Below are 11,670 nucleotides of genomic sequence, written 5' to 3'. Positions count from 1 at the left end.
ACCCCGTAACGTATCACGGGGTACAATTAGGTTTAGACAAATATCAAATAACTCATTGGCAAACAAGAAAAGATTACTGTACGCAATGGTTCTCAACACTTAATTTCATTTTTTTCAACTCCCTAAAATAGGCTTGCTTAAGCCAGATATTTTCATCACCAATAGCTATAAATCTAAATTTAGCTCTTGTAATAGCCACATTTAATAAATTTGGTTTCATTGAGGCCCATCGGGCTGCACCTTTTGATTTTTGGTCTAAGCCCAAACACAGTATTACTCCTTCTGCCTGTTTACCTTGAAATGTATGAACAGTTCCTATATGTGTTTTCAACCAATCACCCATAATGTGGCTATCCATATTCTCATCGTATTTTTTTATTTCATTTATTAATGGCTTAAATAAATACGAATTTAATTTATAACTAATCTCACTAAATGGAGTGATAACAAAAATATCTGGAAGTTGATGTACAGCTTCAATTTCTCTAATTAACAAATCTTTTATAACACTAGCCTGTTCCTCAACGAAATGTCTTCCTTCTACACTTCCTTCACAATGAATAAAAGAACTTTCAAAGTTTACCCTAATTGATTTAGGCATAGCCGTAGCTGAAAACATTGTATTATCATAAGCTATCTGATTTGAGATATCGAACATAGGACTCAGACATCTTCTATGTACCCTTAATGGTATACCAATCCAAACATCTTCCCCATTTATATTTAAAAACGAGCCCCAAGGATTGATTCTATCAGCCATTGACTGCACAGATAATTCAGTACTTATTTGTGACTTATTTAGATCAAAATATTTGCTAATATTATTTGTGAGCGCACTTGGTACTGTAACAACTGGTTCAATTTGGAATGGGTCTCCAACTACCGCAACTCTTTTTGAACGCCAAATCGCACCTGCTGCAGCCTGCGGTATGGCTTGTCCTGCTTCATCTATAAACAACCAAGGGATATCTTCTTTATCTAGATCTTTAAACATGGTTTGAACTGATGCAAATGTTGTTGAAATAACCGGAATAACCATAAAGAATGTATCCCACATGGCTTTCACTTCCTCTTTAGAAGCATTGGTATTACCTTTTAGATATTCAAAAAAACCTGCAAGTGTTGTTGATATTCTGCTTGAAGTAGAGTTTGCATTTAAAATAAATTGTTCATTCAATTTTAATGCTAAAATAAATAATTCAGACTGTAGTTTTTTTAGATTGTCCGAATACCAAGGACAAGATTGCTGTGAGTTTTTAGATTCAACATTTGCCCAAAATTCATTATCAGCATAATTTTGTTTCAGTTCTTCTCTTGCTTGCAAGGTTTTACATTCAAGTATCTCAAACACCTTTTCTGTTTTTAAAAGTTCATTTGAAAACTTATCGTACACAGCCTTTAACTCATTAAATAAGACATCAACCTCATGCAAAGCGACTTTTTGTTCTCTTAGTTCACTACTGATGCTGTTGTATTCATTCAATATAGTCTGTAGTGATGATTGATATTCCTTTCTTATTCTCTTATTAAACCAATAGACAAAGAAATTTGGTTTATTTGATTGAATTATTGTAAGCTCATTTAATGCCTCATTTTTAGACTGTTTTAATCTATCAACAGTATTCTGTTCCTTTTTTAACTCTCCTGAAGCTGTCGTACATTTTAATTGATATTCCTTTACCTCTCTTTCAAATTGATTTTTTAATCTTAATGTCTCTTCATAATCTTCGTATTCAATCTTAAATTTTTCCAATCTCAGTTTTTCCTGAGCAACTGCATCGAGTTTTAAATTAAAAACTGAAACTATATTATCCCATTCTGAACTGTCATCAACCTTGTTCAATTTTAGAGTTTTCTGTAAATCTGTAAAGTCTTTATTAAACCATAAGTTACTAACTAAATCATTCCTGTTTTGTTTATTACCTAATACAGCCGAAATTAACCCCCAATTATCCTCATTGATACAATTTTCAGCAACCTTCTTGAAATAACTAATTTGATGAGAAAATGGCGAAGCTTCTTTTTTTAATGGTAACTCTTTTGATATATTTTCTACTGCCCCATTGTTTGAAGAAGCCACAACCATACCAGCGTTCGTTAGTTCTGTGGCGGGTGCATAAACAAAAGCTGAAAAATTCTCATTTATACCTACTTGTCCAACTTTTGTAAAAGCATCTGAAGGATTTTCAATTTTAGAGAGAGCTTTAGCTCTTTTTACAACAATAGGTGCTACAATATCTCTTAATAAAGTCGTTTTTCCTGTTCCCGGTGGGCCATTTACTGAAAAAATCCCTTCCTGATTAGATTCAGACAGGCTATTGAAGATATTATTAACAGCAAATTGCTGCATTAAACTTAGGGTATATTCTGAAGGCCAACATCCATCTGGATAATTAATAGGTGTCAAAGACGTTTTTAAGGCTTCAGTATCTTTTGATAAATCGATTCGTTTTGAACTTTTACCTAAACTACCATTCAAATAATCTAAGAATGCTTTGGGACTATCACCTGGCTTAAATTTAGCAAGTATACTTTCCAAATCTTTAGTATAAAAGCTATTCAAAATGTCAGTGGTAGCACTATTATTTATAGATTCTTTTTTAGAAATAAACTTTTCATCTCGTTTAATGTAGATGCTTTTATTAGGCTTTACAGACCACCCACATAACGTTTCAATTTTAGACTGTATATTTTTAAGCTGAAGATAACTTACTGAAGGTTTAGATCGACACACTCCACCACTTTCTTTCGCAAGCGGGTCATTAAAAACATAGTCAAAATCAACAATAACTTTTTGTTTTATATTTTCAAATTTTCTTGACCAATCATCAGACTTCACCTCACCTTTTTCCAATTGGCCCAAAGCCCAAGGTAATGTAGAAATACCAAGGGAGTCATTAATATAGTAGCCATCAATATCAAGCTTCAAGGAAGCAAAACAAACCTTAGTGTTTCTTTCATTCTCATCTTTCTCTTTATCTTTAAAATACCCTTTAATAAAATTCGTTGCATTTAAAGAATCAAATACACCCAGAAAAATAGTATACTCTATCGTTTTCTTTTTATCAGAAGATCTTAAAGGAATTCTCCAAGGTTCTGAATCTGTTAATTCAGCAATATTATTTCCCTTTGGTAATGCTGCTGGACTAAAATGCTCCAATTTATGCCAGCATGATAATATTTTTTTATATTCAGTCATAATTCAATTATAATCTCTTCGAAACACCCAAATAATGCAACATATACCATTATTGTAATACAATCGTAATTCTATTCCTTATTGAGTAACACGTGTAACTTAACACAAAACTATATTATTCTAACTAATATTAATACTGTCAAGTTGGATTATTAATAAAGTTATGAGACAAAAAGAAACTTAGCAATACTAAGCAACGAGCCTTAAGACACCAACATTAACAGCAAGTTGGTCGTATATTGGGGAAACGTTTCTGATAAGTTGATCTGGTTATAATGGGATGTTGGTGGCAAGTTGATGGTGAGTTGCTAGGTGAAAAACACAGCATTAAAGCCTTATCAGCAATCAATCCTAGTACAAGCTATTTAATGGCGGTAAGAAACAGGGATGTTTCTCGCTTCAACTTCAATATTTGATGGAAGGTTGCTCTGGTTGCAATAAGAAATTGATGGCGAACTTGCTCTTCATTGCAGGTAATATTGTTGGCTATCCCATACGACAAAAAAGGTTCGAGTTATAATTCGAACCTTTTTAATTTTAAAAAATTACACAACAACCTAGTTAGTACTAGACTTTCTTTGCTTGTACTTTAAGAATTTAATCTCATCTTGTTTTATTCGTTCAATATCCACTTGCTGAAGCATTTTATTGATTTTAACTTTACGCTGTTTACTGTACCCCTCAATAAATTGAAGACAAGTCCTGAGATTAACACCGTAGAAATCTCCACAATCCCCTTTAATTCCACATTCAAAAGCCAATCGAATCTCTCTTAAAGTTAACCCCTTATACTTTTTTATCAATACTTCAATCAATCGTTTTACTAGATACAACAGTTCTTCTTCAGATATTCTTTGTCCTGCATCAGCAACTAATTGTGTAACCAATGAAACAATAGCTTCTTTAAATACATCCATTTCATAGGATCGAATAGGTGTATCACGACATATCGCTTTAGCTATTGGATCATCATTTTTGAAAGGAGCAAGCAAACTTGCAAGCTCATGTGGTTTACTTGCTATTTCAAGAGGAGTAACTAGATTTTTATATTCTGATATTTGATTTTTCATGATATTTAAGATAAGTCGATTTTAATTGATTTTAATTTTTCATTCACCGAATGCCCTTTTTTTATAAGCGCAATTAGCTTCCCTGAACTTTTTTCAGAACCATCTTCAGATGATGCGTTAAAGTACTTTTCAAATTTGTCGCTTCGCGTTATAAACTCAGGTGTTAAGTATATCGGGTTTTCTCTATGATAACGGCTATTTGTGCACTTCTCTACTGCTTCCACAAGATTTTCAACCGTAACCCCCTCTTTCATTCTTGCATTAAACTGAGACCTTGATTTTTTATCTCCTCTAAATCTCTTATTTGTTAGACGATTTATTTCAGAAATAAAATATTCATATCCAACAGGGGCGCAATCGTCCCTTTCTAAATAATTATTCTTAGATTCTTTAATTATTACTTTCTTGTTTATAGTAGAGCCTGACTGTCGTTCCACTTCAGTTTTTATCGTTTGATCCATTGAAGTTCTCGAATCAATTTTATCCTGATAAAGATCATAATTAACGATAGTTACAATTATTCCTCTTGTCGTTTTCAATGTAGCTACCATTCCCTGATTTCGTAACCATTTCATAGCTGCTTCAATTTGATGCTTTTTATAACGAACTTTTCTTGCTCCTACAAACCAACGCAGAGCATCTTGAATCTCTTGATAAGAGGTAAATTTTTGGCCTCGATTAATAATTCTACCTGAAGATCGTGCCGCTTTGTGATTAGCATTGACCACAAGCCAAACAAATATTTCACGAAAATGAGGTGGCTTATTAGCAATTTCACTTGAATAAAACTTACGACTGAATTTGACCCAGCCTTCAATCATCGAATTTTGTGGAATTGCTTGCTCTGTTGCTGGTTCAACATTATTTATTGCTTGCTCAGTTGATTGCTTAGCAATATTTGTTGCTTGTGATATTTTTGGTTGTTGATCGCATTGTTGATCACGAGAAACGTATGAGTTGCTAGAAGTATTATTTTGCATATAAAACCTCCTTCTTACTTAGGTATTCATCAGCTTTTTTATCAATTTGCTCTTGAGTAGGTATTTGATTCTCCAAGAGCCAATTTTCAACTTGATCAACAGAAAACGTCAAGTACTTTCCTCTTCTGCTATGAGGTATCAAACGCTTACTAGTAAGGTTATAGAGGTGAGATTTACTAAATCCATAACGTTCTCTTACTTCTTCAAAGTTTAATACCTGCTTACCTGATTCTCTTACTGGCTGAGAAAGATATGAACCTAGAATATTTCCTAACTCTTCTTTAATTACATTACGAAGTTTTTCTTCCGTAAATGGTGTCAAAATAATTTGATCCATCTTATTTAATTTTTAAGTGAATAAAATGGATAGCGTCCCATCCTATTATCTAATGATCATAGATCAAAGGTAAGGGCTGAAAAAAGCAAAGGGGGACTATAAAGTCCCCCGAAGTTATCTTGTAATTAGTTTATTTTTATTCAAAGCTATTTATTGTACTACTAATCTTTTGAGAAATATCACTTAATTCAACCTTATCATATTCCTCCTTAACTGACACTAGAGTTTTTAATCGTTGTCTCATTTTTCTAGGTGAATCATCATTTATATCATCTTCTCGATCTAGATCATTACTTCTCTTCTTTAACCTAAAGCTTTTTAATACTGGAGAATTATCAATTTTAGTAACCACTCTCCCTCTTATGAGGTGTATGAACTTTGAAATGCTAGCCAGGTTTATATCTTCGGGCAAATAAGCATCTAACCCAAGACTATGGAGAAACAAATGAAATATTTCAGTTAATTGATCCGAACCAAATTTTGCATCAAAACATGGTTTACCCTTTTCTTGGTATTCAACAGCTTTTAATAATTCTATCTCTCTTTCACAATCTTCAACTATAGAATAACCGGCATTTGAATGGTTTTTAAGCAATAATTCAAAACAGCAAGCTTCAACTTCTAAAATATATAGAATTTTTTCGCTCGTGCTTTTTAATGATGATGAGTGCTCGATAATCTTGTCAAAATTGAAATCATGAGTTTTGCTGTAATCTAGCTGATATGAGGCGAATTCAACAGCTTTAAATTTGAATGAGAGATAACTCGAATTATCGTGATTCGATTTTATTTTTAATGCTTGTGTTGTAACTTCTTCAGCAATTTCAGTCAACCCCACTCGTTTGAATTGAAGAATAATAAGGTCATAGTTAATTCTACTCTGAAAATATAATTCTTCATTTAAATATCTTTCAGTTAAACTCGCGAAAAATGGAGAATTATTAATCCCATAAAATTCTACATCAGCTAGAATGTGAATAAATTTTGCGAAGCGATCTCTATTCCTATCTATTGTAATATCTATATCAAGTGATTTGAAGAAATAATAGAATATTTCAACCCATTCTTTCACACTGAATCGATTAAATTCGTTGCCAGTAAGTTGTGTCCCATCCAAATTCTGCTCATGTTGCTCTATAATTTGTAACATTACCTTGCAATCCTCTATAAAATCAGGATCCCTTTCATAACAATTGTGAAACTTGTCCTTAAGACTACTAATAAGTACTTCAATAACAAAAATCTTCTGGGAGTTAGTATCTTCAATTGAAGCAAGTATTTCTGACAGTTCGTTTACGGTTTTAATATCAGTCCCTTTTCTATAATGCCCTTTACTTAATAACATGTTGTATATTTGATTATGCTCTTTTCTTCCTGGGAAGAGATTTTTTTTAACCATTTGCTGATTTAAATGTGTTAGACAACCCAGATAAATTTCTGGCGTGTCATAGATATATAATTCCAAAATTTCATCAACTAATTCTATTGTTAATTCTGGATTTCCAAAATTGGTATCAATAATGTGAAAGCATTTTTTAACGTTTTCATGGAGAAATTCATCCTGAATAACAGATATATCAGCATCTTCAATACATACTGTTTTTAAAAGCATTTCGATTTCTGGATTCATAAACTTATATCATCTAATTTGTTAATAGCTTCGGTTTTCTTGGAGTCAATAATCTTAGCATAGATTTGAGTAGTACGAATATCTTTATGTCCAAGAAGTTTTGAAACCGTATAAAGATCTGTGCCAAGTGTTAATTGCAGAGTGGCAAAACTATGCCTTGCCGCATGAAAAGTTATTTTCTTGTTTATTTTAGCCTTAGTAATCCAATTTTGGAGTTTGACGTTGTTCCATGCGGAATAATCCAACCCAGGAAATACAAGCCCCTCTTCATTTCCTTGCTTCTCAAGAAAATTGATAGCATTTTGTGGTATTGGCAATGTCTCTTGCCCTTTAGTCTTTTTTTGTTGAAATCTTATAAAGTACCCATTGTCTTTTGAATGTTGGATTTCTTGCCATGTGAGCTTTTGAATATCCGAGAAACGCAGACCAGTAAAAGCACTAAATAAAAAGGCTTGTTTTAAAATGGGAATTTCGCATTCAACCTGTGCTAACTTCTGGATTTCCTCCACAACTAAGAATTCCCTTTTCGTATCCTCTTCTTTAATACTCTCAACTCTTTGCGCAATATTCTCGGCTAATAATCCATCTTTGAAAGCTTGTTTTATAGCCGCCTTAAACTTATTGAAATAGGAGATTTGAGAGTTATTGGCTAATGAAGTTTTCTTCATCAAATATTCTTTAAAATCTTCAATCAATCTTTCAGATAGATCTCCAACTGTCAACTCATTATTAGAGAAATCGCATATATACTTATAGGCACTTTTCCAATTTCCATAGTTTTTGGGACTATCGATCCTTTTTTGAGCTAATTTATCGTAATAAGCTAAAAAATCGGTTTTCTTTTTAGTAGCAGACATAAAGCCATATGTTCCTTCTTGGACTTCAATTTGTCTTTTTGCTCTAATGCTTTCTGCAAGAGACTTTGTTGCTCTATTATGATCTTTATCTTCCTGCGATTTGGGTCGTTCATAGATATGAAGATTCAGAAATTCTCTGCGGGTTGAATTTCCTGTATTGGGGTTTTCTACAGGAGGGTAAAAATCCAGATAAAGGCTTTTACGTCCTTTACTAATTTTTTTCATCCTTAGGAATACTTTTATACTATTCATTTTTAATTATTGTTAACAATATTTAATTTTAAAAACTCAATTCACTTAGTTAATTATTACTCTATTCTTATAAAGTTATCGTGTTACATCTACGAAAAGACTCTCTGCTTTCCATCTATATTTAGATTAAATTAAAACAATGATAGAATACAAAATAGATCACTATATTTGTAAGAACAGTTCTTTTATGCTGCTTTTGGGAATAATAATTTTTCCCCCAATCTTTCCTACATTGAGATTCCCCTCCTTAATCACCCGCCAAAGTGAAGTTCTACTAATACCTAAAAGAAAACAAGTTTCCTTCAAACTCAAGTATTCTTTATGTTGAATATCTATCAGTGGTTTTTGTTTTAATTCATTGGTCGCTTTGTTGCTCGCTTCAATTTTCTCATTTTTCTTTCTAGCCTTATAAGCTCTTTTTCGACAAGGGTCACTACAATGCTTTGTAACGGTCGTTTTTGCAAGAAATTCTTTGCCACAGAACTGACAAATCCGCATGATTTGAATATTTGAACTCATGAATAAATGGTTTGTTTCAACTTATTCCAGGATGTTTCAATATGTTTCTGATTGTTTCAGTTTGTTTCATCATATCGCCATATTTGTACCCCAAAATTTTATTTACTATTAAAGGTACAAATAGGGTACAAAAATTAACAGATCATCAAGTAAACATGAAAGAAACACATGGAGCCCAAACACAAAAAAAGCCTTGTTTTAGCTAGTAAAACAAGGCTTTTTTATATGTAATTTGTATTTAGTTTTTGCCTACCTATTTTCCGATACAGAAATTCTTAAAAATATTTCCTAATACTTCATCGGTTGAAATGTCTCCGGTAATTTCCCCAAGAAAATGCAGACATTCACGAATATCCTGAGCCAGAAAGTCGGTTGGAATCATATTCATCAGGCCATCGTTCACGCGCTGTATGCTTCCCAATGCGGAATTTAGAGCTTCAAAATGACGGGCGTTGGTCACAATCACATCCTGCTCATTAAGGGTATCCATATTCACCACCTTCAAAAGCTCGGTCGCTAATTCTTCAGTATTGGTTTGTTCTTTAGCCGAAATAAACATCAATTTATCCTCTTCATGCAAACCAATAAGTTGCTTGCTCAATGCCTCCGTATCCTTGCACAAGTCAATCTTATTCAGACAAACAATCAATTTTTGTTGCTCACGATCGATGGTCTCATTCACTTTAGCAATCGATTCGTTTAGCATTTCTACCGGACGGTTGGCATCAATCATAAGCAGAACGATTTGTGCCTGGCGCATTTTTTGAAAAGTCCGCTCAATCCCCATATTCTCAATCTTATCCAGCGTGGTACGAATACCAGCGGTATCGATAAATCGGAAAGTCACCCCTCCCAGATTGATGGTATCTTCAATCACATCGCGGGTTGTTCCCTCAATATCTGAAACAATGGCTTTATCTTCTTTGAGTAAAGCGTTCAAAAGAGTTGATTTCCCAACATTGGTATTTCCCACAATGGCAACAGGCACCCCATTTTTAATAGCATTCCCCAACTCAAAAGAGCTCACCAATTTGTTTATCATGGTCTCAATTTCATTCACCAAAGCCTGCAGTTGCGTTCTGTCAGCAAATTCCACATCTTCCTCACCAAAATCGAGTTCCAGCTCTATCATCGAAATAAAATGTAACAAGCGTCCTCGCAAATTAGCAATCTCGTTGGAAAAGCCACCTCGCATTTGCTGTAAAGCCACCTTGTGCGCTGATGCCGAACTAGATGCAATCAGGTCGGCCACTGCCTCGGCTTGCGAAAGGTCCATCTTCCCATTTAGGAAAGCACGCTGGGTATATTCTCCGGGATGAGCCATTCTGGCTCCTGATTTCAACAAGACCTGTAAAATTCTTTGCTGAATATAGGGTGCACCATGACAAGCAATCTCGGCACTGTTTTCACCCGTATAAGAATAAGGGGCTTTAAAAACCGTCACCAAAACTTCATCCACAATCTCTTCCCCATCCATCAAATTTCCAAAGTGAACCGTATTGGCTTTTTGCTCGCTTAATACTTTACTCCCCTTTGATTGAAATATGGTGTCACAAATTGTAAGTGCATTTTCTCCTGAAAGTCGAATAATAGCAATGGCTCCATGTCCCGCTGCAGTGGATATGGCACATATAGTTGATTGATCTATCATCTTTGTATAGCTTATTTTATTTAAATATGTGAGAGATAAAGCTCACATTCTATTACTTCTATTCCATACCAATTGATTAAGCTGGAAATGAATCTACAAATATACGACAGATCATAAACATGAAAGCCAAATACCTGAAATTTATAAACTGTTTCTTTTTTTCTATGTTTGCAAAAGAAATTTATAAATATTTAATACTTCATATATGAACACTATTAGCGGACGCTGGTCATTCACCGAAGATTTTGGATTTGGAAAAGATGAAGGCTTTGCCGAATTCTCTCAAGAGGATGAAAATATTAAAGGCGTATTGGTTTACACTGAAAAGATAGAAGGAGAAACCCCTTTTCGTGTACAACAAGAGATTGAAGGCACTTTTGATGGCCAACAATTAAAAATTACAGGCACTTCTGTTGAAATTTTAGATGCCGAAGAAGAGATTGAATACCACTTGGACACTTGGGAAGGTATTTTAAATAATAAAAACCAAATTGTAGGGCACTCTTACGACGACCATGAATGCTTTGGTGTCTTCGTTATGGAAATGATTCAAGGATAAAGACAAAAGCAGAAAAGAAATTAGCTTGCAGGTTAAAATGTCGAAAGGAGCTCAAGAATGACTCGATTAAAACCAATAAATATAAGACTCAGGCAATTAGACTATCGATGCCCAATTTTAGCCTCAATAACGAGGCATACTAGCAGATTTGTCATAAATAGTTTCGCGGAAAATTTATCAAAAAAAGATTAATTCTTTAAATACTATTTCACAGATACTTACCTCTAAAAGGCCCGTAACTACTGATTTTCCTGACAATTATTTTTGAAAAATATTTGGAGCTTAAAGAAAAACACAGCATCTTTGCATCGCAATCAAGAGAAACGCGGATGTGGCGTAATTGGTAGCCGCGCTAGACTTAGGATCTAGTGCCGAGAGGCGTGGGGGTTCGAGTCCCTTCATCCGCACAAAAAGGATCAATACGAAAGTATTGATCCTTTTTTTATATCTAATATTTATGGTGTGACAAATCCAGAACTTCATCTCATGGGATCACTGGTAAAAGTTGGGTCTAATTCTATAATGATTCTAATTAGGCGAATATTTTTGTTAACCGAAATAAGAAGAAGTCAATATCTACGACACCTCTTAAAGATCTCCTGAAATCTTTAATTTT

At 33.8% G+C, this 11,670-nt stretch carries 9 protein-coding genes and 1 tRNA gene; 2 read left to right on the top strand and 8 right to left on the bottom strand.

The window, feature by feature from the left end; all coding sequences use genetic code 11:
• Nucleotides 1-73 precede the first annotated feature (73 nt).
• The 8 genes from EO244_RS14060 to mnmE all read right to left on the bottom strand — a co-directional run bounded on the left by EO244_RS14060 (nucleotide 74) and on the right by mnmE (nucleotide 10,495).
• Nucleotides 74-3,199 carry a DEAD/DEAH box helicase gene (locus EO244_RS14060; RefSeq protein ID WP_129255325.1) on the bottom strand — a complete coding sequence of 1,042 codons (3,126 nt, stop codon included), beginning with the start codon at nucleotides 3,197-3,199 and terminating at the stop codon, nucleotides 74-76.
• Nucleotides 3,200-3,756: 557 nt separating this feature from the next.
• Nucleotides 3,757-4,269 (bottom strand): hypothetical protein, encoded by a 513-nt coding sequence (locus tag EO244_RS14055; protein WP_129255324.1) that lies wholly within the window; start codon nucleotides 4,267-4,269, stop codon nucleotides 3,757-3,759.
• A gap of 5 nt (nucleotides 4,270-4,274) precedes the next feature.
• Nucleotides 4,275-5,249 (bottom strand): conserved phage C-terminal domain-containing protein, encoded by a 975-nt coding sequence (locus tag EO244_RS14050; RefSeq protein WP_129255323.1) that lies wholly within the window; start codon nucleotides 5,247-5,249, stop codon nucleotides 4,275-4,277.
• Nucleotides 5,239-5,586: a helix-turn-helix domain-containing protein gene (locus tag EO244_RS14045; RefSeq protein WP_129255322.1), complete on the bottom strand. Its 348-nt coding sequence runs from the start codon at nucleotides 5,584-5,586 to the stop codon at nucleotides 5,239-5,241. Before EO244_RS14045 ends, EO244_RS14050 begins: the two co-directional genes overlap by 11 nt.
• 136 nt (nucleotides 5,587-5,722) lie before the next feature.
• Nucleotides 5,723-7,216, bottom strand: a complete 1,494-nt coding sequence (locus EO244_RS14040) for a hypothetical protein (RefSeq protein ID WP_129255321.1) — start codon at nucleotides 7,214-7,216, stop codon at nucleotides 5,723-5,725.
• On the bottom strand, nucleotides 7,213-8,298 hold the full coding sequence (locus EO244_RS14035; RefSeq protein WP_206734574.1) for a tyrosine-type recombinase/integrase: 1,086 nt from the start codon (nucleotides 8,296-8,298) through the stop codon (nucleotides 7,213-7,215). Before EO244_RS14035 ends, EO244_RS14040 begins: the two co-directional genes overlap by 4 nt.
• A 189-nt stretch (nucleotides 8,299-8,487) precedes the next feature.
• Nucleotides 8,488-8,844 (bottom strand): helix-turn-helix domain-containing protein, encoded by a 357-nt coding sequence (locus tag EO244_RS14030; RefSeq protein WP_129255320.1) that lies wholly within the window; start codon nucleotides 8,842-8,844, stop codon nucleotides 8,488-8,490.
• Between the two features lie 253 nt (nucleotides 8,845-9,097).
• Nucleotides 9,098-10,495, bottom strand: a complete 1,398-nt coding sequence (gene mnmE / locus EO244_RS14025; RefSeq protein WP_129255319.1) for a tRNA uridine-5-carboxymethylaminomethyl(34) synthesis GTPase MnmE — start codon at nucleotides 10,493-10,495, stop codon at nucleotides 9,098-9,100.
• 205 nt (nucleotides 10,496-10,700) lie between these two features.
• On the opposite strand from mnmE, the gene EO244_RS14020 reads away from it, so the two are divergent.
• A complete protein-coding gene (locus tag EO244_RS14020; RefSeq protein WP_129255318.1) occupies nucleotides 10,701-11,054 on the top strand; it encodes a hypothetical protein in 354 nt (117 codons plus the stop codon).
• Nucleotides 11,055-11,379: 325 nt separating this feature from the next.
• Nucleotides 11,380-11,461 (top strand) — tRNA-Leu (locus EO244_RS14015).
• Nucleotides 11,462-11,670 lie beyond the last annotated feature (209 nt).

The sequence above is a fragment of the Ancylomarina salipaludis genome (genome assembly GCF_004122035.1).
Lineage (GTDB): Bacteria > Bacteroidota > Bacteroidia > Bacteroidales > Marinifilaceae > Ancylomarina > Ancylomarina salipaludis.
Note: the sequence above shows the minus strand (reverse complement) of the source record. Positions and strands in the feature narration are given on the sequence as shown.

What these genes read in the sequence shown, in the direction of transcription:
- EO244_RS14030 (WP_129255320.1), bottom strand. Translation starts at nt 8,844, where the DNA reads ATGAGTTCAAATATTCAAATCATGCGGATTTGTCAGTTCTGTGGCAAA.
- EO244_RS14035 (WP_206734574.1), bottom strand. Translation starts at nt 8,298, where the DNA reads ATGAAAAAAATTAGTAAAGGACGTAAAAGCCTTTATCTGGATTTTTAC.
- EO244_RS14040 (WP_129255321.1), bottom strand. Translation starts at nt 7,216, where the DNA reads ATGAATCCAGAAATCGAAATGCTTTTAAAAACAGTATGTATTGAAGAT.
- EO244_RS14020 (WP_129255318.1), top strand. Translation starts at nt 10,701, where the DNA reads ATGAACACTATTAGCGGACGCTGGTCATTCACCGAAGATTTTGGATTT.
- EO244_RS14055 (WP_129255324.1), bottom strand. Translation starts at nt 4,269, where the DNA reads ATGAAAAATCAAATATCAGAATATAAAAATCTAGTTACTCCTCTTGAA.
- EO244_RS14060 (WP_129255325.1), bottom strand. Translation starts at nt 3,199, where the DNA reads ATGACTGAATATAAAAAAATATTATCATGCTGGCATAAATTGGAGCAT.
- EO244_RS14045 (WP_129255322.1), bottom strand. Translation starts at nt 5,586, where the DNA reads ATGGATCAAATTATTTTGACACCATTTACGGAAGAAAAACTTCGTAAT.
- EO244_RS14050 (WP_129255323.1), bottom strand. Translation starts at nt 5,249, where the DNA reads ATGCAAAATAATACTTCTAGCAACTCATACGTTTCTCGTGATCAACAA.
- mnmE (WP_129255319.1), bottom strand. Translation starts at nt 10,495, where the DNA reads ATGATAGATCAATCAACTATATGTGCCATATCCACTGCAGCGGGACAT.